This window comes from Sulfitobacter rhodophyticola, assembly GCF_041281685.2.
Taxonomy (GTDB): domain Bacteria; phylum Pseudomonadota; class Alphaproteobacteria; order Rhodobacterales; family Rhodobacteraceae; genus Sulfitobacter.
Window position 1 is genome coordinate 3,327,806 of the sequence record NZ_CP166251.2, and the last position, 24,487, is coordinate 3,352,292.

A 24,487-nucleotide genomic window follows, 5' to 3' on the forward strand; every position below is an offset into this window, starting at 1 on the left:
AAGCACCTAAAACTTTCCTAAAATACAACCTAAGGTTACCCATGGGTAACCCGTGGCCTACTTTGTGAGCGCATCCAATATCCGCGCCCAGGACCGGATGCCTTTGTGAAAGCTTTCCATGTCGTATTTCTCATTCGGGGAATGGATCGCGTCGTCGTCCTTGCCAAAGCCCACCAGCATTGGCTCGGTCCCCAGAATGTTCTGGAAATACCCCGCAATCGGAATCGACCCGCCGCAGCCGATATAGGCCGCCGGGATCTGCCATTCGTCTGACAGCGCCTGACGCGCGGCTTCGAACATCGCACCAGAGGTATCCGCGCCGGAGGCGGGGCTGGCACCGTGGGGCGCAAATTCAACCTCGCAATCGTCGGGCAGGGCGGCACTGACCATCTCGCGAAAGTTCTCCCGGATCGCCAACGGGTCCTGCGTGCCCACAAGGCGAAAGCTGATCTTGGCATGGGCCTTGGAGGGCAGCACGGTCTTGAACCCGTCGCCGGTATAGCCGCCCCAGATGCCGTTCACCTCGCAGGTGGGCCGTGACCAGATCATCTCAAGCGGGGTGCGGTCCTGTTCACCTGCGGGGATGGACAGGCCCACATCGTCAAGGAATTTCTGATGGTCAAAGGCCAGCCCCTGCCACTGTGCCTCCAGTGCGTCGGACAGTTCCGGCACGCCGTCATAGAAACCGGGAATGGTGATGCGGCCGGTCTCATCATGCAGGCTGGCGATGACTTTGCTCAGCGCGCGAATGGGGTTCATCGCGATGCCGCCATACATGCCCGAATGCAGATCCAGCGACGGGGCGGTCACGGTCAACTCCTCGCCCAGCAGACCGCGCAGCATGGTCACGATGGCAGGGGTCCGGCTTTCGAACAACCCTGTGTCACAAATCAGCGCGATGTCGGTTTTCAATTCCTCCGCGTTCTCCTTCATGAACGGGACAAGGGAAGGGGAACCTGATTCCTCCTCTCCTTCCAGAAAGAACGTGATCCGGCAGGGCCAGTCGCCTTTGACGGCTTTCCAGGCGCGCAGGGCTTCGATGAAGGTCATCAGCTGACCTTTGTCATCGGATGATCCGCGCCCCCGGATCACCTTGCCCTTCGCGGTATCCTCCACCTGCGGATCAAACGGATCGCGGTCCCACAGATCCAGCGGGTCCACCGGTTGCACGTCGTAGTGGCCATAAAACAGCAGATGCGGCCCGTTGTCGCCCAGATGTCCCACCACCATAGGATGTCCCGGTGTGGGCCGCTTGCTGACCTCGACCCCAAGGGCGCTCAGATCGGCAACCAGCCAATCGGCGGCGCGGTCGCAATCGGCTTTGAACGCCGGATCGGTGGAGATCGACGGGATGCGCAGCAATTCCAACAGCCGTTCGGTGGCCTCGGGCAGGTCGGTGTCGATGCGGGCAAGGATATCGTCAAGAGACATGGCAGGACCTTTCGAATGCATTGCGCGCAGTTAGGGGCAAAACCCGGCCGGTTGCAATCGGATCGGTGGAAGGAGGGCCTTGGGGTGCAAATGTGCTAGAATGCGGCCACCCGAAGCTGACCGAACGGCAGTGGTGACAAAAATTTTAAACCCCGGTTTGCTACTTGATATGGATCAAGGCTGCGACAAGACGCACCTGTTTATATCGTTGAAGGCCCGGATTTAGTCATATATTGCCAGATAACGGTAAGACGAAGGGCACGTTGGACTTTTCGGCGACGATGCCCTGACAAGATGGAGACGCGCATGGACTATACAGCAAAGCTTGATGAGGCGATTGCGCGCCTGCATGACGAAGGCCGCTACCGGACCTTCATCGACATCGAGCGCCGCAAGGGCCAGTTCCCCCATGCCGTCTGGACCCGCCCCGACGGGACAGAGCGGGAAATCACCGTCTGGTGTGGTAACGACTACATGGGCATGGGGCAGCATCCGGTGGTGCTTGAGGCGATGAAAGAAGCGCTGGATGCTACTGGTGCAGGCTCCGGCGGGACGCGCAACATCTCCGGCACGACCGTCTACCACAAGCGGCTTGAAGCGGAACTGGCGGACCTGCATGGCAAGGAAGCCTCCCTGCTGTTTACCTCGGCCTACATCGCCAATGACGCGACGCTGTCGACGCTACCGAAACTCTTTCCCGGTCTGATCATCTATTCGGATGAGTTGAACCACGCCTCCATGATCGAAGGGGTGCGCCGCAATGGCGGGGCCAAGCGGATTTTCCGTCACAATGACGTGGCACATCTGCGCGAACTGCTGGGAGCCGACGATCCGGATGCGCCCAAGCTGATCGCCTTCGAATCGATCTACTCCATGGATGGTGATTTCGGCCCGATTGAAGAGATCTGCGATCTGGCCGATGAATTCGGCGCGCTGACCTATATCGACGAAGTGCACGCGGTCGGCATGTACGGCCCGCGCGGCGCAGGGGTGGCGGAACGCGATCGCCTGATGCACCGGCTCGACATCATCAACGGCACCCTGGCCAAGGCCTACGGCGTGATGGGTGGCTATATCGCCGCCTCCGCGCGGATGTGCGACGCGATCCGGTCCTATGCGCCCGGTTTCATCTTTACCACATCCTTGCCGCCCGCAGTTGCGGCGGGGGCCGCTGCAAGTGTGGCCTATCTCAAGCGGACACCGTTGCTGCGCGAGAAGCATCAGCAGCAGGCAAAAGCGCTTAAACTGCGTCTCAAAGGCCTGGGACTTCCCATTATCGATCATGGCTCCCATATCGTGCCGGTGATCGTCGGCAATCCGGTTCATACCAAGATGTTGTCCGATATGTTATTGGAAGATCACGGTATTTACGCACAACCCATCAATTTCCCCACGGTGCCACGCGGGACCGAACGGTTGCGGTTTACCCCGTCGCCCGTGCATGGACCGAAAGAGATGGACGCGCTTGTCAATGCGATGGACGGGTTGTGGTCCCATTGTGCGCTAAATCGCGCCGAGGCCGCAGGGTAACCTTGATAAAGTCGTAATTCCCGTTGCCTTATGATACGATAGCGGAAACAAAAGGCCAAATCCGAATCGAGGGGTCGTTTTCGGACTAAGGTTAAAGGCAGATTAACGCGGGGCGTATGCATGATCGGGCGGTGGTCCTCCAGGATCGTTGAAGAAGAACAAGTTGAACCTAAAGGGTTTGACGCCTTCGATCTGCGCCTCGGGGACATCATGCGCGGCGAACGTGCCACCATGGGCAAGTCCCTGCTGGATGTGCAGCGCGAATTACGCATCAAGGCCTCCTATATCGCTGCCATCGAAAACTGTGACCCGGATGCGTTCGACACGCCCGGTTTCATCGCCGGATATGTCCGGTCCTATGCCCGTTACCTGAGCATGGATCCCGACAAGGCGTTTGAAACATTCTGCGCAGAATCCGGCTTTTCGGTCGCGCATGGCATGTCCGCCGAAGCCTCCGTTATCAAGAAGAGCTCCTTCGCGGATCGCAAGGCCCGCAACGCCGAAGCGGAGCTTTTCGCGCGATCCAAGAATTTTACGCCGGTGCGCGAAAGCGTCTTCAGTCAGATCGAACCTGCCGCAATTGGATCGATGGTCGTGCTGGTCGCGCTGATCGGCGCGATCGGTTTCGGCGGGTGGAGCGTGCTGAAGGAAGTGCAGCGTGTGCAGGTCGCCCCGGTCGATCAGACGCCTGTCGTCCTGTCCGATCTCGATCCGCTGGATGGCGCGCTGGGTCAGGCGGAAACGCCTGATGTGACAGGGGCTTCCGATGTGCCAAGGGTCATGGAAGCGCCGCGTGTCGAAGCGCTGGACCGGCTGTACCGCCCGCAAGCGCTTGATGTGCCGGTGTTGGTGGCGCGGGATGCGCCGATTGCGACGATTGACCCCCGTTCGGTTGGCAACTTTGCCAATATCGAGGAACCCACCGCCGACAGCCCCGTACAGGTCGCCCAAGGCCCGAGGCAGCCGTTGTCCGGTGCGCCCGGAACCGGTGCGGTGCCTCAGGTGGTGGAAACACTTGCCGCGCCGCTGCGCATGGTCGCGGCCTATCCATCCTGGGTGCGTGTGCGCGCCGCCGATGGCACCGTGATCTTCGAAGGCATCATGGAACCCGGCGATACCTGGGACGTGCCCGCCACGGAAGAACCGCCCATCTTGCGCACGGGCGAATCCGGCGCGCTTTATTTCGCGATGGCGGACGGATGTTTTGGCCCCGTAGGCCCCCGGGGATCGGTGACCTCCAACCTGCCGCTCCATGAACAGGCGCTGGCGGAGCTGTATGACCGGGTGGATCCCACACAGGATCAGGCCCTGAACACCATGTTTGCCGACCTTGCACAGACCGACACGGATGCTGCTGTTCTGGCGGCACTGCCCTGTCAGACACAGTGACGCGGCTGGCCGCTGTCGCCATTGCACCCACCCGTAAGCTTGACTAGACACGATAGCGCAACGCTGTCCTGCTCCGAGGTGCTTTCATGTCGCTGAACCACATCCGACCCTGGCGCAATATCTACCGCCGCACGTCCCGGCAGATCATGGTGGGCAACGTACCGGTGGGCGGTGACGCCCCGATCACTGTGCAGACCATGACCAATACGCTGACCACCGATGTGGCGGCGACCATCGCACAGGTGAACGCGGCGACAGAGGCGGGCGCGGATATCGTGCGGATCTCCGTGCCGGATGTGGAAAGTTCCAAGGCGCTGAAGGAGATCGTGCGGGAGGTTTCCGTGCCGATCGTGGCGGACATCCATTTCCATTATAAACGCGGGATCGAAGCGGCAGAGGCAGGTGCGGCCTGTCTGCGCATCAATCCGGGCAACATCGGGGACGAAAAGCGCGTCAAGGAAGTGATCAAGGCCGCGCGCGACCACAATTGTTCGATCCGCATCGGCGTAAACGCCGGATCGCTGGAAAAGCATCTGTTGGACAAATATGGCGAGCCATGCCCGGACGCGATGGTCGAAAGCGGGTTGGACCACATCAAGATCCTGCAGGACAACGATTTTCACGAATTCAAGATCAGCTGCAAGGCGTCGGATGTCTTCATGGCCGCCGCCGCCTATCAGCAATTGGCCGAGGCGACGGATGCGCCCATTCACCTTGGCATCACCGAGGCCGGCGGGCTGACCTCGGGCACGATCAAGTCGGCGATTGGCTTGGGGAACCTGCTGTGGATGGGGATCGGGGACACGATCCGTGTGTCGCTGTCGGCGGACCCGGTGGAAGAGGTCAAGGTGGGCTATGAAATCCTCAAATCATTGGGGTTGCGGCACCGGGGCGTGAATATCATTTCCTGTCCGTCCTGCGCGCGGCAGGGGTTTGATGTGATCAAGACGGTGGAGGCGCTGGAAAAGCGGCTGGAGCATATCAAGACCCCGATGAGCCTGTCGATCATCGGTTGCGTGGTCAACGGCCCCGGAGAGGCGCTGATGACGGATGTGGGTTTCACCGGCGGCGGGGCGGGGTCCGGCATGGTGTATCTGGCGGGCAAGCAGAGCCACAAGCAGGACAACGCCAGCATGATCGATCATATCGTCGAACAGGTGGAGAAGAAGGCGGCGGAACTGGAAGCGGCAGGGGCACAGGACGCGGCGGAGTAGCCTGCGTCAGCCGCGCAGCAGTGCTTCGATCTCATCAAAGCTGTATGTATTCTCCGGAAGGGCGAAAGACCCTTTTTCCAGAAGGTTGCGCGCCGCTGTTAAAGCGCCACCGTAGGCTGCACGCGCCAGAGATGACCCAAGACTGATCCGCGCGACACCCAGGTCGGCAAGCCGCGCGACGGTCAACGCGCCATAAGGTGCGCCAAGGATCACACTGACCGGGGTGTCGCCCGCGGCCTTGACCACCGCCCGCACCATGTCCGCGTCTGTGAGGCCGGGTGCAAAGACGACATCCGCGCCCGCCTTCGAAAAAGCGCTGATCCGAGTGCAGATGTCCTCCAGATCAGGCGCATCGCCTTGCAACCCTTCGGCACGGGCAGTCAACACCACGCCGGTGTCTTTGGCCGCGGCAACCGCCGCTTCGACCCGCGCGATGCTGAGCGCCATGGGATAGGTGGCAACGCCGGGGGCGCAATCCTCGATCGATGCGCCTGCCAATCCGCGCTTGCCGACTTCCCGGATCGCGTGGGCTGCCGCCTCCGGCGTATCGCTGCCCCCGTTTTCAAGATCGGCGGAAACGGGCAGGCCGCTGACCCGCGCCAGCGTTTCCGCCGCGTCGAGCATTTCATCCAGCGACAATGTGCCTTCGGGCCGCCCGGCGGTGTATGCCGCGCCCGCACTGGTTGACCCAAAGGCCTGAAATCCCATCGCTTTCAGCATCACGGCACTTCCCGCGTCCCACGGGTTCGGCATCAGAAGCGGTTTGCCGGAGGTATGCAGTTGGGCGAAGATGGCGCGCTACCCGCGTTTCTCCGCCACCAGCGCCTGCATCTGATCATAGGGCAGATAGCCGCGCAGCATTTCGTCTTCCATCACGAACGTCGGCGTGCCGGAGATGCGCATGCGCTGTGCAAGGGCGCGGGTTTCGGCAATTTCGCGGGTGACTTCTTCGCTGTCCATGCGCGCTTCGATGGCGTCGGCATCAAGGTCGAAGGTGTCGGCCAGACGGCGCAGGGCGGGCAGGGTGATGTCGCCGTTGAAGGACATCAGCGCGTCGTTCACCGCCTTGTAGCTGTCGCCGCCCGCGACCTGCTTGGTCGCCACCGCAAAGCGGGAAGCCAGCACGGATTGATCCCCGAGGATCGGGAATTCCTTGACGATAAGGCGGATGTTTCCGTCTGATTCCAGCAGTTTGGCCACTTCGCCATGGGCGCGTTTGCAGTATCCGCAGCGGTAATCGAGGAATTCGACCAGCGTGATATCGCCATCAGGGTTGCCGCCGACCCAGGAATAGCCGTCATTGAAGAGGGCGTCGGCATTGTCGGAGACAAGGTTCAGGTCCGCCTGTGCCTGCTGTTCGGCTTCGCGGGTCTGCAGCAGTTCGACTGCCTCCATGATCACCTGCGGGTTTTCCATCAGGTAGGCCCGGACCTCGGCCCGGAAGAGCGCGCGTTCTTCATCGGTCAGGGCCTTGAGGTCCATTGCGGCCGCAGGCAGGGCAATCAGAGCAGCAAGAGCAGGGGCAATCAGGCGGGACAACATAAGGCGGGCCTTTCGGGGGAAGCGTGGGTTGACGGCGGATGAAAGAGGTGGTGACAACGGGCGCAATCTACATGCCCGCACTCTAGGAGCAAGCCCATGCGCGTATCAACCCGGTCAAAAGTCGATCCCTTCATTGTGATGGACGTGATGGCCGCCGCCGCCCGGGCCGAGGAAGCTGGCCGTCACGTCATCCACATGGAAGTGGGTCAGCCGGGCACCGGCGCGCCGAAGGGGGCGACCGACGCGCTGGCGCGGGCGATGGAGCAGGGCGCGTTGGGCTATACCGTGGCGCTGGGGCTGCCTGCGTTGCGCGCGCGCATCGCGCGAATGTATGCGGAATGGTACAACGTCGATCTGGATCCCGCGCGGGTGGTGATCACGCCGGGGTCATCGGGCGCGTTCATCCTGGCCTTCACCGCGCTGTTCGATACGGGGGACAGGGTGGGCATTGGCGCGCCGGGATATCCGAGCTATCGCCAGATCCTGAGCGCGCTGGCGCTGACACCGGTTGATTTGCAGACCGCGCCGGAGAACCGGTATCAACCGGTCGCGGCGGACCTGGCGGGGCAGGATCTGGCAGGGTTGATGGTGGCCTCCCCGGCAAATCCCACTGGAACGATGTTGGACAAACCCAGCCTGGCAGCGCTGATCGAGGCGGTGCAGGGGCAGGGGGCGGCGTTCATCTCCGACGAGATCTATCACGGGATCGAGTATCACAAGAAGGCCGTGACGGCGCTTGAGATCAGCGATGATCTTTACGTGATCAATTCCTTTTCGAAGTATTTTTCGATGACGGGATGGCGCGTGGGTTGGATGGTGGTGCCGCAGGATCATGTGCGCGTGGTCGAACGGCTGGCGCAGAACCTGTTCATCTGCGCGCCGCACGCGGCACAGGTGGCGGCCCTTGCGGCGATGGATTGCGAGGATGAATTACAGGCCAACATGGCCGTCTATCACGCAAATCGTGATCTGATGATTGCGGGGCTGAAGGACGCAGGGTTCACCGATATCGCGCCGCCGGACGGGGCGTTCTATGTCTATGCGGATGTGTCCGCCCTGACAGATGACAGCCGCAGCTTTGCCGCTGAAGTGCTTGAAAAGGCGGGCGTTGCGGTCACGCCGGGATTGGATTTCGACCCCGTACGCGGGCATGGTACCTTGCGGTTTTCCTATGCGCGCAGCACGGCTGACATTCAGGAAGGGCTGGCACGGCTCAAGGCGTTCATGGCGGCCCGCTAATGCTGGTCTGGGCCGACCAGACCTGTTAGGCTGACGCCAACAACTTGCGCAAAGCGGGGCAGAGATGCGGGCAGTATTTCATCTGGTGATGGCGATGGTTTTGTGTGCGCAGATGGCGGCGGCACAGGAGTTGTCGGCGCTGGCGCGCGTGGACCCGGACAGAAGCGGGATCAGCGATGGCTGGCTGGGCAAGACCACGCTGACCGTCGGGCTGAGCCAGGGTGTGCCGTTCCGGGTGTTCCTGCTGGACGCACCGGCGCGGCTGGTGGTGGATTTTCGGGAAGCCGATTGGTCCGGGATCGACCCCGCCGCCGTGCTGGGGGACACTGACCGCGTGGCTGCGGTACGCTTTGGCGCATTTCAGCCCGGCTGGTCGCGGCTGGTGGCCGATCTGGCCACCCCGATGATCCCGCGCGAGATCGGCATGCCGGTGGAGAACGGCAGCGGCTCCGCGCAATTGCAGATCACCCTTCAGGAGGTCACTGCCGAGGAATATGCCAGCGCCGCAGGCGCGCCGGTCGATCCCGCCTGGACCGCCGCCCTGACCAAACCCCCACCAATGCCAGACCCCGACGAGGCGCGGTTTACCGTGGTGCTGGACCCCGGTCACGGTGGCATTGATCCGGGCGCGGAGGCGGGCGGGGTCAACGAAAAGGAACTGATGCTGAGCTTTGCGCGGTCCCTGCAGGAAGCCTTGCGGCGCAGCGGAGTGGAGGCGGTGCTGACCCGCAACGAAGATGTCTTTGTGGCGTTGGAACGTCGGGTGGCCATTGCCCATCAGGCCAAGGCGGATGTGTTCATATCGCTGCATGCGGACAACCTGATGCAGGGCGGGGCCAAGGGGGCAACGGTCTATACCCTGTCGGACGAGGCCAGCGATGCGGCGACCGCGCATCTGGCCGCGCGGCACAACCGATCCGACATCATCGCAGGCGCGGATCTGACCGGGTCGGATGATCAGATCACCAGCGTATTGCTTGATCTGGCCCGACAGGAAACCGAACCGCGTTCGGCGACGCTGGCACAGGTGCTGATCGAGGGGATGACAGAGGCGGGCGGCCCGATGAACCGACGTCCGCTGCGCCATGCGGGTTTTTCGGTGTTGAAATCGGCGGATATCCCGTCCGTTCTGGTCGAAGTGGGTTTTCTCAGTTCCAAGCGTGATCTGGCGAACCTGCGTGATCCCGTGTGGCGGTCGGTGATGGTCAACGCGATGGCGGATGCCATCCTGAAGTGGCGCGACCTGGATGCGGCGCGCCGCGCGCTGGTGCGCCAATGACCTGCGCAAGGAATGGCCGAAGGGCACGCAGAGGTGTTTTGACCCTGCCGCGCACAAGTCATATATGTGTCATGTGGTTATCGTGAGGGCCTGACGCTTTGTTCCGTTTCATCCTGTCCTTTTTCGGGGGCATCTTCACCACCCTGACCATGGGCATCTTCATGGTGGCCCTGACCCTTGGTGCGGTCTTCTGGATGTACGGGCGCGACCTGCCCAGTCACGAAAGCCTGGCGCAATACACCCCGCCGACCATCAGCCGCATTTATTCCGGACAGGGCAAGCTGATTGACGAATTCGCCGAGGAACGACGTCTGTTCGCGCCGGCCGATACCATTCCGCCGCTGATCAAGCAGGCGTTCATCTCTGCCGAGGACAAGAATTTCTATGTCCACGACGGGTATGACCTGCGCGGCATCGGTGCGGCGGCTGTCGATGCGGTGCGTTCACGCGGACGCGATGTGCGCGGTGCCTCCACCATCACGCAGCAGGTGATGAAGAACTTCCTTTTGTCGGGGGATCGCAGGGCGGAACGCAAGATCAAGGAAATCATCCTTGCCGCCCGGCTGGAACAGACGCTGGACAAGGAAAAGATCCTTGAATTGTATCTGAACGAGATTTTCCTGGGCCAGAATTCCTATGGCGTGGCGGCGGCCAGCCAGACGTACTTCAACAAGACACTTGGCGAATTGGCCCCCCATGAGGCGGCTTTTCTGGCGTCCCTGCCCAAGGCGCCTTCCGATTATCATCCCGTCCGCCGCAAGGAGCGGCTGTTGCAGCGGCGCAATTTCGTCCTGCGGGAGATGAACGAGAACGGCTATATCAGCGATGCAGTCTATGCCGAGGAAAAGGCGCAGCCGCTCCGGTCGGTGCAGAACGGTGACTTTGAAAGCTTCAAGGCGGAATTGCCGCCACGCGATTACTTCACCGATGAAATCCGCCGCCAGTTGAGCCGTGACTTTGGCGAGGGCGAGTTTTTCACTGGCGGTCTGACCGTCCGCGCCACCATCGACAACGAGATGCAGCCGATTGCGGCCAATGCCCTGCGGCGGCAGTTGGAACAATACGACCGGGGTCGGGGCATCTGGCGCGGGACGCGGCAGAGCCTGCCGGTCGAGGCGTTGGAGACCGAGGAAAGCTGGCGCGCGGCACTGGCTGACCTGCGGGTGCCACGGGACATTGATCTGGAAAGCCAGTGGTATCCGGCGGTGGTACTGGAAGTGGGCGACAATGATGCGCGCATCGGGATCGAGGGCGTGGAAGACGATGCGGATGGCCACTGGATCCCGGCCAAGGACGCACAGTGGGCGCGCAAGCAGAACGAGGATGGCACACTTGGGCGCAAGGCGCGGGTTGCGGGTGATCTGGTTGCTGTGGGCGATGTGGTGCTGGTGCGGCGGATGACGGCGAACGACAGCGGGGAATTCATCCGCTGGACGCTGCGGCAGGTGCCGGAAGTGCAGGGCGGCTTTGTCGCGATGGACGTCGACACGGGCCGGGTGATCGCCATGCAGGGCGGCTTTTCCTATCAGGCGAGCGTGTTCAACCGTGCCACGCAGGCCCGGCGGCAGCCCGGCTCCAGCTTCAAGCCGTTTGTCTTTGCCTCCGCGCTGGACAGTGGGTATTCGCCGGCGACCATCGTTGTGGATGCCCCGATCGAGATCGACACGCCGCAGGGTGTGTGGCGGCCCAAGAACGCCTCCAACCGGTTTTACGGGCCGACGCCCCTGCGCACGGGGATTGAACAATCGCGCAACCTGATGACGGTCCGGCTGGCGCAGGAGGTCGGGATGGATGTCGTGGGCAGCTATGCCGAACGCTTCGGTGTTTACGATGACCTGAGCCCGGTTCTGGCCAATGCGCTGGGGTCGCAGGAAACGACGCTGTACCAGATGGTCAGCGCCTATGCGATGTTCGCCAATGGCGGGGAGCGGGTGCAGCCGACGCTGGTGGACCGGGTGCAGGACCGATATGGCCGCACCGTTTACCGCCATGACGAACGCATCTGCAACGACTGCAAGACTGTCGATCTTGCGCCGGGGCAGGCGCCGCGTGTGATTTCCAACCGTGAAAGGGTGATGGACCCGGTCACCGCTTACCAGCTGACGTCGATGATGAAGGGCGTGGTGGATCGCGGCACGGCACGCAAATCGGTCAATCTGAGCGTGCCCACGGCGGGCAAGACCGGCACCACGAACGAGGCCAAGGATGTCTGGTTTGTGGGCTTCACCAGCAATATCGTCGCGGGCTGCTACATCGGCTTTGATACGCCCCGTCCCATGGGCAAGGGCGCGTCGGGGGGCGGCATGTGCGGCCCGGTGTTCCAGCGGTTCATGTCACAGGCCGTGAAGAAATACGGGGGCGGGCCATTCGCGGTGCCGCAGGATTGCAATTTCATCAAGATCGACCGTTTCACCGGCGCCCGGTTGAGCGATGAGGCATCAGGTGACAATGTCGTGGCCGAATGCTTCCGCTCGGGCGAGGAGCCGATCTTTGGCATCATGTTCGACGGCGGCTTTGCCATGGGGGCCGATCTGCCGCTGGTCGAAGAGGTTGGCGGAGCGCGGCAGGTCACAACGTCGACCGGGCGCAAGGCGACGGTTGGACCCAAGGCCAGCTTTGGCACGCTTTCATCGGGTGGGTTGTACTGAGGGCGGTCTGAACCGATGAACGCCTAGTGCTGCGGGATCGCGCGGTATCCCTTCACGATCATCGCGGTTCCCACACCCAGCAGGCCCAGCCCGCTGAGCATCTCCGCTGTCAGCCAGCGCGTGGTGGTGCGCCTGACAGCGGCGCTTGTCAGCAGCGCGTAGGTGAGGATGGAGATCGCATCGAGCACGATGAATACGGTGCCATAGACCATGCCTTGCAACAGCACATTGTGATCCGGCGAGATGAACGCCGGGAAAAGCGCCACGAAAAACACGATCGCCTTGGGGTTGGTGACGCAGGCAAAGAAGCCTGCCCAGAAGGTTGCGCGGTTCGATCGCTTCGGCACCTCCGCGACCGGGTGGCCCATGCTGCGAAACGCGTGCCACGCCATGAAAAGGATGAACACCCCGCCCACAATCTGGAGAAACGGCAGGATCAGTTCGGACAGGGCGACAAGGGCGGTCAGCCCCGCAACGGCCACGGCCACATGCACCATGGTGCCAAGCGCATCGCCTGCCACGGCCACATAGGCGGCGCGCGATCCGTGGCGCACGGCCTGTGCCGTTGCAAAGGCGACGGAAGGTCCCGGCACCGCAAGGAACAGCAGTGTCGTTGTCAGGTAGGCGGCAAAAAGAACGGGGTCCATGGCGTCAGGTTCTCACATCTGGTTTGGCAAAGTCTGCCAGTATTCCGCGTCATGGTCGAGAAGAAGGATGTGCAAGCGTCGGCACAGATGTTCGACCGCGCCCCGGCGCAGCAATACCTTGTTCGCGGGGCGGTGCTGGTCTATCTCGGTCCAAAGAGTTTTCGAGGCAGACACAATGCGCGCTGAGGCACAGAATATCGCGGAACAGATCGAAAAGTCGCTGGAGCTTTTGGCGCAGCGTCTTGACGTGGAAACCGCGCCGCACCGGCTGGAGGAATTCAACGCACGTGTTGAAGACCCGAACCTGTGGGACGATCCGGATGCGGCACAAAAGCTGATGCGGGACCGGCAGATGCTGGTCGACGCCATGGCGACCTATGAGGGGATCAAGCAGGAGCTGAACGACAACGTCGAGCTGATCGAACTGGGGGAGATGGAGGAGGACGACGAGGTCGTCACCGAAGCCGAAGCCGCGTTGAAGGCCCTTGCCGGCAAGGCCGCGCAGAAGGAGCTTGAAGCACTGCTGGACGGTGAGGCGGATGGCAACGACACGTTTCTTGAGATCAACTCAGGTGCCGGCGGCACCGAAAGCTGCGACTGGGCGGCGATGCTGGCGCGGATGTACACCCGCTGGGCCGAGAAGAAGGGCTACAAGGTTGAATTGCAGTCCGAAAGTGCCGGTGAAGAGGCGGGGATCAAGTCCGCGACCTACAAGATCAGCGGTCCCAACGCCTATGGCTGGTTGAAATCGGAATCCGGCGTGCACCGGCTGGTGCGGATCAGCCCGTTCGATTCAGCCGCCAAGCGGCACACCTCCTTCACATCGGTGGGTGTCTATCCGGTGGTGGATGACAACATCGAGATCGAGGTGAACCCGGCGGACATCCGCATCGACACCTACCGATCCTCCGGTGCAGGCGGGCAGCACGTGAACACCACCGATTCTGCGGTGCGCATCACCCACGCGCCTACCGGCATCGTGGTGACCAGTTCGGAAAAGTCACAACACCAGAACCGCGACATTGCCATGAAGGCGCTGAAAAGCCGGTTGTACCAATTGGAACTGGACCGTCGGAACGCCGCGGTGAACGAGATGCACGAGAACAAGGGCGACGCGGGCTGGGGCAACCAGATCCGGTCGTATGTTTTGCAGCCTTACCAGATGGTTAAAGACTTGCGAACCAATTACGAGACATCCGACACCAAGGGCGTTCTGGACGGTGATCTGGACGGTTTGATGGGGGCGACGCTGGCGCTTGCGGTCAGCGGCAAGAGCCGCGCGGAGGCACAGGGCGACTGATCTGCACCGGGTCGGGTGGGTCCGGATCGCACGAATGGGGCTTGCTTGACGCTGCGTTAGTTGCTTTTGTCCAACGATGACTTGTCTTGACCTGACCGCCCTCGAACGATCCGTCGCCATCAAGGACCAGCGTCTTGCCGTCGTGGAGTTGATGGAGGCCACGCTGGACCGGATCGAGGCGGTCAATGGGGCGTTGAACGCCATCGTGTCCCTGCGCGACCGGGATGACCTGATGGGAGAGGCCCGCGCGGTGCAGGACGCCCCGCGCAAGGGCTGGCTGCACGGGATACCGATTGCCATCAAGGATCTTGCCCACGCCCGGGGGCTGCCCACCTCCATGGGGTCGCCGCTTTTTGCCGGACAGGTTGCGAATTACGATGAGCCGATGGTCGCACGGCTGCGCGATGCAGGGGCAATCGTGATCGGCAAGACCAACGTGCCGGAATTCGGGCTGGGCAGCCACACGTTCAACCCGGTACATGGCACCACGGTGAACCCCTATGACCATGGCCGGACGGCGGGGGGATCGTCGGGCGGTGCGGCGGTGGCGCTGGCCACGGGGATGCTGAGCGTGGCTGACGGGTCCGACATGATGGGGTCGCTGCGCAATCCGGCAGGCTGGAACAACGTTTACGGTCTGCGCCCGACCTGGGGCACGGTGCCGTCCGATCCGGTGGGCGATGTGTTCATGCATCAATTAGCCACACTTGGTCCGATGGCGCGCACCCCCGCTGATCTGGCCGCCCTGCTGGATACGATGACCGGGCCACTGGCAGGGCAGCCGCTGAGCGTGGCGGCGGAAGCGACCTTGCCGATGCTGTCGCAACCGCCCGGCACCCTGCGGATCGGGTGGCTGGGGGACTGGGGCGGCGCACTGCCGTTCGAGGAGGGCATCCTGCCGCTGAGCGAGGCCGCGCTGCGCCAGATCGGTGGGCTGGGCCATCAGATCAGCGATGTCGCGGCGCCCTTCGATGCGGCGCGGATGTGGAACAGCTGGACCGACCTGCGGTCTTTCTCAATCGCGTCTGGGCTTTATCCGCTGTTTGCCGACGCGGAGACGCGCGACCGGCTCAAGACCTCGGCGCAGTGGGAAATCGCGCGCGGCATGACGCTGACCGGAACAGAGCTGAACACGGCCAGTCTTGCGCGATCAGACTGGTATCACTGCTGCATGGATCTGTTTCGGGAGATCGATGTGCTGGTGCTGCCTTCGGCGCAGTGCTGGCCGTTCGAGGTCGGGATGGAACATGTCAAGGAGATCGCCGGGGTGCACATGGACACCTATCACCGCTGGATGCAGGTGGTGATCCCGGCCAGCCTGGTGGGCCTGCCTGTGGTGAACATCCCCATCGGATTTGGCGACAACGGCCTGCCTGCGGGCCTGCAACTGATCGGGCCGCGCGGGGCGGAGGGGCGGCTTTTGCAACTGGCGCAGCAGTGGCACGATCTGACCGATTGGCCGAACGCCCGTCGCCCGGTTATCTGAGCGGAGGGCGGGCGGGGCCCAGTGGGGCCTCGCGGCCAGCGTCGATCAACCTGGCGCGCAGCCTGTGCTGATCGGGATGATTGATTTCCAGTGCGAAGACATGGGCGTGGGTCAAATAGAACGCCTCTGCCTCGGCGGCGTTGGCCTGCGCTGCGGCTTGCTGATAAAGCGTGACAAGTGCGGCCTTGTCGTCTGTGCGGTGGGCTGCCAGCAACGCCGCGTCAAGCTCTGTCACTCCGCTGCGTGCGGCGTGGCGCGCGCGCGCTCCATCTGGGCGGCGACCCAATCGTGGAACAGGTGTGTCGGCCCGTCCATCGCCGGTGAAAAGCGGCCCCCGTCAAACGTGGGCGCATGCCGACCACGCTGCATCCCCTCAACGACAAAGACGTCTTCGACGAAAACGTCCTTCCATTGCCGCGCGTTGCGGGCGCGCAGCGCCTTGTCGGTATCGGGGGAAGGGTAGTAGATGTTGATGTTCTCAAGCGTCCGTTCCGTGCCTTGCGGGACAAGGATGATCGAATAGGCATGATCGCGATGCACGCCCAGCAACACGTTGGGAAAGACGGTGATGTATTCTGCGGCGGTGTCCCACTTGTCGCTCAGCCCGTCGAAGTCGGGAAAGACGCGGCCATCCTCGTCGGTCAACTGCCGGTAGACCAGCGTGCCTTGCCCTGAGTAGCTGAGCGGGGCTTCGATGTGGTAATGGTCTTCCAGCCGGGAATAGCTGTTGAGGCCGGGATGTATCCACGGCAGGTGATAGCTTTCGCAGTAGTTCTCCACCGCCAGTTTCCAGTTGCAGGCCACATCAAGTGTGAATTTGCTTTCTGGTCCGCCGTGATGAAGCGGTTTGTCAAACTCGGCCCAGCGGGCCATCAGATCTGCGTGGGCCTCTTCGAAGGGCAGGGCGGTGCCGGACACGTTGATATAGATCACATCCATCCAGATGTGGCTGCGGATTTCCACCAGACCCAGCAGCGCGCGGTCAATGCCTTCGTGGGTGTTCTGGCCCGGCCCGCCCACGTGCGGCGTGCTGACCAGCCTGCCGTCGGTGGCATAGCACCAGCTGTGATAGGGGCAGCGGATCGCCCCTTCGATGCGGCGCGGTTCCTCGATCAGGATCATGCCCCGGTGGCGGCAGGTGTTCTGAAAGACGCGCACGTTGTCTTCGCGGTCGCGCACGATAAAGAGCGGCATGCCCAGAAACGTCATCGGCACCGCATCGCCCACCTCGGGCACGTCCGCGGCCACGCCAAGGCCCGCCCAGTTGTCAAACAGCACCGCTTCGCGTTCCTCGGCAAAGACGGCCTGGTCGATATAATGTGCGTTGGGCAGGCCATTGGCCTGTGCGATGGGCTGACGGACGCCGCTCAGATCGGTGGAAGGTGCTGACATGGCTTGGGTCCCCTTGGTATATTCTGGAGACATCCTAGCGGATTCACGCGCGCGATGGCCTTCCTGTCTGCGACTTCGACTTTTTCAGGGGCGACATGGCGCGGCTGATCAGGAAAAGGGCGTATCCACCCGCAACAGGCGACGGTGAAAGGGCGGCAGTTCCTCTGCGGTGCAATATCCCGCCTCGCGCGCGGCAGGCAGGGCGGCGGAGAATTCCTTGCCCAGATATTCATACACAAGCCGGGTTGCGCGCACTTCGCCTGCGGCTTCGGGCACGGTGCGGGTGACATAGCCGACCCAGAAGTTGTTCTCAAACGAAGCGACCCGGCTGAGGTAGTTGTAGGAGCAGGTCATCGCGTTGTGGCGGGAGACAAACAGGCTGATCCCGTCTTCCTGCTGCATGACCAATCCGCGGAATTCGCGCGCGACAGGGGTGGTGGGCAGATCCTGGATCTGCATCGCTTCCCTGGCTTCGAAGCCGCGCATGCAGGTGGTCCTGCCCTGACGGCTGATAAAGACCAGTGCCGCAACGAAGATGTCCTGTTTGACAAAGCTGCGTCGCGCAAAGCGATAAAAACCGCTTGGAAAGACGTCTTCGGGCACGTCCTGCGCGCCTGCACCCACATAATCGCGCAGGTAGGGATTGCTGATCGGGTCGTCGCTGTTGCTGATCTGGTCCACCGGTTCCAGCAGCACGCGGCCATCGACATCGAAGAAAGCGCAGATGCGGGCCAGAACATCTGGACGCGGAAAGCTTTCACCGCTGAGGTAGCGATTGAACTGTGTGCGGTTGATGTGCAATTGCCGGGACAGATCGGAGATCGAGGGATACCCGGCCGCAAGCCGTCGCAGGTTCGCCCCGAACATGGCACGCAGTTCGGCTGGTGAAGAAGGTGTCGTTTTCATGCTTGCTTTAAGGGTCTCTTTACATCCACGTGTTTAGTGGTCGATAGCAGGTCTGGTGCGGGTGTAAAACCGTAACTGACGCTGGTTGTGCATCAGTTTGACGCTATTGCGCGACACCTCTCCCGTTTGACCGACACAAAAAACGCCGTCTTGTCAGTGCTATGCACGTTTCGCGTGCAACGTAATCGTGGCTATTGTCCACTTTAGGGACAAAAATGGATGGACGATAATGATCGGTGTTGTGCTTTGGAGCGATCCAGACGGAAAATCAGCTGTATTCTGGTGCGAAGATCAGGGTGATCTGGCATACTTTGAACAAACAGAAGAGCCACATGTGGGCGGTCGGCTGTTTGTTGCGGGAGACATGCTGAGCTTTGACGTCGCGTATGAGGGTCGGATGCGCCGGGCCAGCAATCCGCAGGTGCTGGTGCAGCACGTGGGCAAGAGCCTGCCTGCGCAATTGCGTCAAACCGCGAAGAAGGTGCAGACCAGCCCCAGCCAGGCTGCAAACACATCGCGTTGTGCCAACATCGTTGCGCTGGATACACATCGTGCGACCCTGGATGCGCCTGCATTGCGCCCCGCGCGAGAGGCCTGATCATTCATCAGGCCAGCGCTGTATCTGAACGCAGCGCCTAGTCGCCGCGCGACAGCGCCGCGACACCGGTGCGTGCCACTTCCACAAGACCCAGTGGCCGCATCAGGTCGGCAAAGGCGTCGATCTTTTCCGGCGCGCCGGTAATCTCGAAGACAAAGCTTTCCAGAGTGCTGTCGACCACGTTGGCGCGGAAGATATCGGCCAGCCGCAGGGCTTCGACCCGGTGGTCGCCCTTGCCTGACACCTTGAACATCGCCAGTTCCCGTTCGACGCTGGCGCCTTCAACGGTCAGGTCGTGCACCTCGACCACGGTGACGATGCGGCCCAGCTGCGCCTTGATCTGTTCGATCACCTGCGGCGTGCCGGAGGTGACGATGGTGATGCGGCTGAGGTGCCCGGTGTGGTCGACTTCCGCGACCGTCAGGCTGTCGATGTTGTATCCCCGACCGGAGAAGAGGCCGATGACACGGGCCAGAACGCCGGGTTCGTTTTCCACCAGCACGGCAAGGGTGTGCCGTTCGATCACGTCCGAAAAGGTGGGCCTTAGGTTGTAGGCGGAGTGGCTGGTGGCGCCTTTTTTGATTTTTAGGGCTGACATGTGTGATTTCCTATTGCTCAAACAACCGACAAATAAGTTGGTCGGTATTATCCAACCATTCGAATCTGGATTTCTTGACCTTACGAATGTTCGGCCTTTCTTTTTTCAATCCATCCTTGTTGCCCTTATTGTGCATTGCGATCTCATCGCCCAAATCAGGCAGGGGTTTTCCCGGCTTAGCGCCGAACCAGCCAATAGACTTTATCTGAAGCCTGTCTCGATCCACGATTAACCAGACTACGCACCCAGAAGGAGCTTTGCTCAAACCGGTGTTTACCTTTTGAAACGACGCTTTCCCGCCTTCCGCCATAGCTTTGAGTTGAACATGTCTGGACATTCCGTCGCAGGTGAGAATTACGTCATATCCAAATGCATCTGTTTGAGATCTGGCAATGGATATAAATTTGTCTGCCGCCCACGCGTTTGAGCAGATTTCTGAAAGGAAGACATATTCAATGTATTCCTCGCGAATAGAGGAATACAGAGTGTGTTTTTCAGCGATACTTTCGCTCACACCAACACCTTACCTTCAGCATCAATCGCGGTCTGCGTATCCACCTCGCCCATGATCATCTCATTATGCGCCTTGCCGGATGGGATCATCGGGAAGCAGTTTTCGTGCTTTTCCACCAGACAATCGAAGATCACTGGGCCGTCGTGGTTCAGCATCTCCATGATCGCATCGTCCAGATCATCGGGGTTGTCACACAAGATACCCTTCGCCCCAAACGCCTCGGCCAGTTTCACGAAATCGGGCAGGGATTCCGACCATGAGGACGAATACCGCTCCCCATGCAGCAATTCCTGCCACTGGCGTACCATGCCAAGGCGTTCGTTGTTCAGGATGAACTGCTTGACGGGCAGGTTGTACTGCATCGCCGTGCCCATTTCCTGCATGTTCATCAGCCACGATGCCTCTCCCGCGACGTTGATCACCAGTGCCTCCGGGTGCGCCATTTGCACACCGATGGAGGCCGGGAAGCCGTAGCCCATCGTACCCAAGCCCCCGGAGGTCATCCAGCGGTTGGGGTCTTCGAAGCCGAGGTATTGCGCGGCCCACATTTGGTGCTGGCCCACTTCGGTACAGATGTAGCGGTCATGGTCCTTGGTCAGCGCCTCAAGCCGGGCCAGCGCATGCTGCGGTTTGATCACCTTGCCCTTTTGCGTGAACTTCAGGCAATCGACGCTGCGCCATTCCTCGATCTGTTGCCACCATTTGGCGACGCTTTCCGAATTGGTCTTGCGGCCACGGGATTTCCACACCTTCAGCAGGTCTTCAAGCACATGGCCCACGTCACCCATGATCGGGATGTCCACGCGGATGACCTTGTTGATCGAGGAGGGGTCAATGTCGATATGCGCTTTCTTCGACTTGGGGCTGAAGGCGCTGACAACGCCGGTGATGCGGTCGTCAAAGCGCGCGCCGATGTTGATCATCAGATCGCAGTCGTGCATCGCCATGTTGGCTTCATAAAGCCCGTGCATGCCCAGCATGCCCAGCCATTTGTCCCCTGACGCGGGATAACATCCAAGGCCCATCAGGGTGGAAGTGATGGGAAAGCCCGTCGCCTCCACCAGTTCACGCAGCAATTGCGAGGCACCGGGGCCGGAGTTGATCACGCCGCCGCCGGTGTAGAAGATCGGGCGCTTGGCCTTTTCCATCGCGGCGACCAGTTCGGTGATCGCTTCGAGATCGCCTTTCACCTGCGGTTGGTAGCGGGAAGTGGAGGGTGCCTTGGGCGCATAGGTGCCTGTGGCGAACTGCACGTCCTTGGGGATGTCCACCAGCACCGGGCCGGGGCGGCCTGACGTGGCCACGTGGAACGCCTCATGGATGACGCCGGACAGTTTGTCGGTCTCCTTCACCAGCCAGTTGTGCTTGGTGCAGGGGCGGGTGATGCCGACGGTGTCGGCTTCCTGAAAGGCATCCGATCCGATCATGAAGGTTGGCACCTGACCGGTCAGAACCACCAGCGGGATGCTGTCCATCAACGCGTCCGTCAATCCGGTCACTGCGTTGGTCGCACCCGGGCCGGAGGTCACCAGCACCACACCGGGTTTGCCGGTGGCGCGGGCATATCCCTCGGCGGCATGCACCGCGCCCTGTTCATGGCGTACGAGGATGTGCTTGATGGAGTTCTGCTGAAAGACCTCATCATAGATGGGTAGGACAGCGCCGCCGGGGTATCCGAATACGGTGTCCACACCCTGGTCAATCAGGGCTTGGACGATCATTTTGGCTCCGGTCATCTGGCGTGTCATGGTCTGTCTCCGTAAGGCAGATGGTAAAGTATGGGTCGTGTTTCGTGTGCGCATAAAAAAGCCCCCGGTGGTAAGACGGGGGCGCATGGGTCTGATTGTGGTTAACCGTTACCGGCCCATGCGCGTGGTTCCTACAATGACGACTAGGGTAGTCATGGTGTGCTCCTTCAAGCGTGCGTGGACATTATGAGCGGCGCAGGAGGGCGTCAACAGGCAATTCGATGAAATTTATGTCCTGTAGTGGAAATAATGCGACATATTCTTTCGCTGGCCGGGTCATGTGCGACATTTTGGCAAATATGGTGCCGGATCGGAGGGCGCGGGACCACCGCACGGGGCGCGGTCGGCAGGTCCGCCACCCGCCAATGACCGTTTGGCAGGCGACGACATGGATTGAAAAGCGGGAATTTTGGAACCTTGTGCGCTTTCAACATGTTGAGAGGGCAACAGGGCAACGTGCCCGCATTGAATGAAGGAGAGATGAGATGAAAACCGCTGCAATTATCGCTGGTGCCGCTGTGGTGGCGCTTCTGGCCGCCGCCGGTTTCTACATGATCGACGTGGATCAGACACAGGAAACCCGTCTGCCGACCGTGGATGTTATCGTGGAAGAGGGCCAGTTGCCCGCCTATGACGCAGAGGTCGGTTCGATCACGATGACGCAGGAAGAAGTGGACGTGACCGTTCCGGAAGTGGACGTGACGATGGAAGAGAAGATCGTCACGGTGCCCGGTGTCAGCATCACCCCCCCGGCTGACGACAGCTAGGGCTGGGCCTGACATATCTGAAGCACTTCAAGCCCCTTCGGCGATCCGGTCGGAGGGGTTTTCCTGTGGGTCAGTGGATTTTCAGAACTCGACGCCCGTGCCCTGCAATACGCCATGCTCCAGCGCATAGCGGGTCAGCCCCGCGGTGCTGGAAATGCCCAGCTTGCGCTTGATGTTCTTGCGGTGCGTTTCGACCGTGCGCACGGAGATATCCAGCGCGATGGCGACGTCCTTGTTGGAGTGTCCTTGCGCCAGTTGCAACAGGATCGTCTGTTCGCGTTCTGTCAGCGCTTCGCGGGCCGGGTGATCCTTGGGTTTGATCGAGCCCTGCGCGCCGGTGCACAAATACCGCTCCCCGCCCATCACGACGTCGATGGCCTGTTTGATCTCATCGGTGGGCACGTCCTTGAGAAGATATCCCATCGCCCCGTGGCTGAGCGCGGAGGAGATGTATTCGGGGTTGTCGTGCATCGACAGGATCACGATGCGCGTGTCGGGGCGGCGTTCCAGAACGATCTCCGTGGTGCTGAGACCGCCCATTTCCGGCATGTTGAGATCCATCAGGATGACATCGGGATCAAGCGCATCCAGCTGGTCGATCACGGCCTTGCCATTGGTCAGGGTGCCGATCACGCAGATATCGTCATAGCTTTCGAGGATCGATTGGATGCCTTCGGCAACCATCGGGTGATCATCGACGATCAGGACTTTGGCAGGGGTTGTCATTCGGCAGCTACTTTCGGGGCAGGGGTTGTCTTGCTTTGCGGGGTCAGCATGTGGCTGAGCGGGACGGTGGCTTCGATGGTGGTGCCGCCGCCGCGCGCCTCGGAGATGCGGAGCCATCCGCCAAGTTGCTCCATGCGTTCCTGCATGTTGCGCAGGCCCAAACCCGCGGCCCGTTTCGTGGCGGGCATGCCGCGGCCGTTATCGCTGATGCGCAGGGTGGCGCCGCGCCGGTGGCCGCGCAGGTCCACCGCGACCGCCGTCGCACCCGCGTGGCGTTCGATGTTTGTCAGCGCTTCCTGCGCGATGCGATAGAGGGCGATGCGCGCATCGTTATCGAGCCGGTTGCGAAAGACCACCGTTTCAAAGTCGCAGGCAATGCCGGTGCGGGCGGCAAAGTCTTCGGTCAGTGTCTTGATGGCGGGGCCAAGCCCCAGATCATCCAGCACGCCGGGGCGCAGATCGCGGCTGATCCGGCGGACTTCGCTGATCGCCTCGCCCAGCGAACCGATCCCTTTTTCAAGCGGTTCCTGCGCGCCGTCCTTGCCCTGATCCAACCGGCGGCGGGCATTGTCGAGCGCATAGCGCACGCCGACAAGGATCTGGCTGATGCCGTCATGGAGTTCGCGCGCCACACGGCCGCGTTCTTCTTCCTGTGCATCGAACACGCGTTGGGTCAGGCGCTTGAGCTTGGCATCCGCCAGTCTGCGTTCGCGCAGATTGATCAGCATACCGGTGCCGAAGACAACCAGCAGGGCGGCAAGGGTGATTGCGCCGATGTAGACAAACGTGCGCTGGACACTTGTTTCCACGTCGGCACGGGCCGCCGCGACCGACGCAAGCACGTCATCGATGAACACGCCTGTTCCCACCGCCCATCGCCATGACGGAAAGGACGTCACATAGGTGATCATCCGTGCTTCTTCGCCGGTGCTGGGCTTGGGCCAGAGATAGGAGTGATACCCTGCGCCGTCACGGGCGATGCGGATCAGTTCATCCACCACGGGCGTGCCCTGACTGTCGGTCTGGCCGGTCCAGTTCGTATTGATCCGTTCGGTCTGGCGGGGGCTGACCAGCGCGTTGCCGTCGTAGTCGTAGACAAAGAACTGGCCCTCATCGCCAAAGATCATGGCCGACAGGATCTGTGCAACCTGTGCCTTGGCGGCATCATCATCGGGCGCGGCGCTGCCGTAAATGAAATAGAACCCGTTACGGGCCTGCGTGACGTAATTGCGCAGTTCGGCCTTCTTCGCCTCGATCAGCTGATATTCGAGCAGGTTGATCTCGCGTTCTGCCACGGCGCGGGATTGCAGCGCCACCAGCACGGCAATCAGCGCCACTGCGACCACAAGGGGCAGGGCGGCCAGCAGGGTCAGCTTTTGACCGTATGACAGGGCGATCTGTGGCAGGCGACGCAACATAGCAATGATTCGATACGCTGAAACCGCGCCAATGCAAAGCCTTTCGCCCCATTCAACCGCAGGCTGGTGGTATCCGGCCGTGGCAAACGGGGGGATTCGCGGAAAAAAATGCGAA

The 24,487-nt window shown here is 61.4% G+C and carries 22 protein-coding genes; 10 read left to right on the forward strand and 12 right to left on the reverse strand.

Translation table 11 applies throughout. The annotated features are described in order from the left end of the window. Positions 1–57 precede the first annotated feature (57 nt). Positions 58–1,431 (reverse strand): M20/M25/M40 family metallo-hydrolase, encoded by a 1,374-nt coding sequence (locus AB4X18_RS17390; RefSeq protein WP_370401271.1) that lies wholly within the window; start codon positions 1,429–1,431, stop codon positions 58–60. Positions 1,432–1,737: 306 nt separating this feature from the next. On the opposite strand from AB4X18_RS17390, the gene hemA reads away from it, so the two are divergent. The 3 genes from hemA to ispG all read left to right on the forward strand — a co-directional run bounded on the left by hemA (position 1,738) and on the right by ispG (position 5,564). Beyond that, positions 1,738–2,961, forward strand: coding sequence for a 5-aminolevulinate synthase (gene hemA, locus AB4X18_RS17395; RefSeq protein WP_370401272.1), 1,224 nt, complete (start codon positions 1,738–1,740; stop codon positions 2,959–2,961). A 120-nt stretch (positions 2,962–3,081) separates the two neighbouring features. Further along, a complete protein-coding gene (locus AB4X18_RS17400; RefSeq protein ID WP_432816837.1) occupies positions 3,082–4,350 on the forward strand; it encodes a helix-turn-helix domain-containing protein in 1,269 nt (422 codons plus the stop codon). An 86-nt stretch (positions 4,351–4,436) separates the two neighbouring features. Next, positions 4,437–5,564 (forward strand): flavodoxin-dependent (E)-4-hydroxy-3-methylbut-2-enyl-diphosphate synthase, encoded by a 1,128-nt coding sequence (ispG, locus tag AB4X18_RS17405; RefSeq protein WP_370401273.1) that lies wholly within the window; start codon positions 4,437–4,439, stop codon positions 5,562–5,564. A gap of 6 nt (positions 5,565–5,570) precedes the next feature. On the opposite strand, the gene AB4X18_RS17410 is transcribed toward ispG, so the two are convergent. Further along, positions 5,571–6,356, reverse strand: coding sequence for an isocitrate lyase/PEP mutase family protein (locus AB4X18_RS17410; protein ID WP_432817433.1), 786 nt, complete (start codon positions 6,354–6,356; stop codon positions 5,571–5,573). Positions 6,357–6,362: 6 nt separating this feature from the next. Further along, a complete protein-coding gene (locus tag AB4X18_RS17415; protein ID WP_370401275.1) occupies positions 6,363–7,106 on the reverse strand; it encodes a DsbA family protein in 744 nt (247 codons plus the stop codon). Positions 7,107–7,202: 96 nt separating this feature from the next. Here AB4X18_RS17415 and AB4X18_RS17420 point away from each other — a divergent pair, with 96 nt between their 5' ends. From AB4X18_RS17420 to AB4X18_RS17430, 3 genes are all read left to right on the forward strand, one after another. Continuing rightward, positions 7,203–8,345, forward strand: coding sequence for a pyridoxal phosphate-dependent aminotransferase (locus tag AB4X18_RS17420; protein WP_370401276.1), 1,143 nt, complete (start codon positions 7,203–7,205; stop codon positions 8,343–8,345). 64 nt (positions 8,346–8,409) lie between these two features. Continuing rightward, positions 8,410–9,624, forward strand: a complete 1,215-nt coding sequence (locus tag AB4X18_RS17425; RefSeq protein WP_370401277.1) for an N-acetylmuramoyl-L-alanine amidase — start codon at positions 8,410–8,412, stop codon at positions 9,622–9,624. Positions 9,625–9,722: 98 nt separating this feature from the next. Further along, the gene (locus AB4X18_RS17430) at positions 9,723–12,272 is read left to right on the forward strand and encodes a penicillin-binding protein 1A (protein ID WP_432816838.1); all 2,550 of its coding nucleotides are present in this window, start codon (positions 9,723–9,725) and stop codon (positions 12,270–12,272) included. A 23-nt stretch (positions 12,273–12,295) separates the two neighbouring features. Here AB4X18_RS17430 and AB4X18_RS17435 read toward each other — a convergent pair whose 3' ends face one another. After that, the gene (locus tag AB4X18_RS17435) at positions 12,296–12,919 is read right to left on the reverse strand and encodes a LysE family translocator (RefSeq protein ID WP_370401278.1); all 624 of its coding nucleotides are present in this window, start codon (positions 12,917–12,919) and stop codon (positions 12,296–12,298) included. A 175-nt stretch (positions 12,920–13,094) separates the two neighbouring features. Between AB4X18_RS17435 and prfB the strand changes: the two genes are divergently transcribed. After that, positions 13,095–14,219 carry a peptide chain release factor 2 gene (gene prfB / locus AB4X18_RS17440; protein ID WP_370401280.1) on the forward strand — a complete coding sequence of 375 codons (1,125 nt, stop codon included), beginning with the start codon at positions 13,095–13,097 and terminating at the stop codon, positions 14,217–14,219. 76 nt (positions 14,220–14,295) lie between these two features. Next, on the forward strand, positions 14,296–15,705 hold the full coding sequence (locus AB4X18_RS17445) for an amidase (protein WP_370401281.1): 1,410 nt from the start codon (positions 14,296–14,298) through the stop codon (positions 15,703–15,705). Here AB4X18_RS17445 and AB4X18_RS17450 read toward each other — a convergent pair. From AB4X18_RS17450 to AB4X18_RS17460, 3 genes are all read right to left on the reverse strand, one after another. Further along, positions 15,698–15,940, reverse strand: a complete 243-nt coding sequence (locus AB4X18_RS17450; protein WP_370401282.1) for a hypothetical protein — start codon at positions 15,938–15,940, stop codon at positions 15,698–15,700. The genes AB4X18_RS17445 and AB4X18_RS17450 overlap by 8 nt on opposite strands. Beyond that, positions 15,937–17,097 (reverse strand): aromatic ring-hydroxylating oxygenase subunit alpha, encoded by a 1,161-nt coding sequence (locus AB4X18_RS17455; RefSeq protein ID WP_370401283.1) that lies wholly within the window; start codon positions 17,095–17,097, stop codon positions 15,937–15,939. The genes AB4X18_RS17450 and AB4X18_RS17455 overlap by 4 nt, the downstream gene beginning before the upstream one ends. A gap of 108 nt (positions 17,098–17,205) precedes the next feature. Continuing rightward, positions 17,206–18,003 carry a helix-turn-helix domain-containing protein gene (locus tag AB4X18_RS17460; protein WP_370401284.1) on the reverse strand — a complete coding sequence of 266 codons (798 nt, stop codon included), beginning with the start codon at positions 18,001–18,003 and terminating at the stop codon, positions 17,206–17,208. Between the two features lie 229 nt (positions 18,004–18,232). On the opposite strand from AB4X18_RS17460, the gene AB4X18_RS17465 reads away from it, so the two are divergent. Continuing rightward, the gene (locus AB4X18_RS17465) at positions 18,233–18,601 is read left to right on the forward strand and encodes a hypothetical protein (protein WP_370401285.1); all 369 of its coding nucleotides are present in this window, start codon (positions 18,233–18,235) and stop codon (positions 18,599–18,601) included. 37 nt (positions 18,602–18,638) lie between these two features. Here AB4X18_RS17465 and ilvN read toward each other — a convergent pair whose 3' ends face one another. The 3 genes from ilvN to AB4X18_RS17480 are packed head-to-tail and all read right to left on the reverse strand — an operon-like array spanning position 18,639 to position 21,461. Next, positions 18,639–19,199, reverse strand: coding sequence for an acetolactate synthase small subunit (ilvN, locus tag AB4X18_RS17470; RefSeq protein WP_370401286.1), 561 nt, complete (start codon positions 19,197–19,199; stop codon positions 18,639–18,641). A 10-nt stretch (positions 19,200–19,209) separates the two neighbouring features. Beyond that, positions 19,210–19,713 (reverse strand): hypothetical protein, encoded by a 504-nt coding sequence (locus AB4X18_RS17475; RefSeq protein WP_370401287.1) that lies wholly within the window; start codon positions 19,711–19,713, stop codon positions 19,210–19,212. After that, positions 19,710–21,461: an acetolactate synthase 3 large subunit gene (locus AB4X18_RS17480; protein WP_370401288.1), complete on the reverse strand. Its 1,752-nt coding sequence runs from the start codon at positions 21,459–21,461 to the stop codon at positions 19,710–19,712. The genes AB4X18_RS17475 and AB4X18_RS17480 overlap by 4 nt, the downstream gene beginning before the upstream one ends. Positions 21,462–21,946: 485 nt before the next feature. Here AB4X18_RS17480 and AB4X18_RS17485 point away from each other — a divergent pair, with 485 nt between their 5' ends. After that, positions 21,947–22,228 (forward strand): hypothetical protein, encoded by a 282-nt coding sequence (locus AB4X18_RS17485; RefSeq protein WP_432816839.1) that lies wholly within the window; start codon positions 21,947–21,949, stop codon positions 22,226–22,228. Between the two features lie 81 nt (positions 22,229–22,309). On the opposite strand, the gene AB4X18_RS17490 is transcribed toward AB4X18_RS17485, so the two are convergent. Both AB4X18_RS17490 and AB4X18_RS17495 read right to left on the reverse strand, forming a co-directional pair. Next, positions 22,310–22,954: a response regulator transcription factor gene (locus AB4X18_RS17490; RefSeq protein ID WP_370401290.1), complete on the reverse strand. Its 645-nt coding sequence runs from the start codon at positions 22,952–22,954 to the stop codon at positions 22,310–22,312. Next, positions 22,951–24,372: a cache domain-containing protein gene (locus tag AB4X18_RS17495; protein WP_370401291.1), complete on the reverse strand. Its 1,422-nt coding sequence runs from the start codon at positions 24,370–24,372 to the stop codon at positions 22,951–22,953. The genes AB4X18_RS17490 and AB4X18_RS17495 overlap by 4 nt, the downstream gene beginning before the upstream one ends. Between the last annotated feature and the right edge of the window lie 115 nt (positions 24,373–24,487).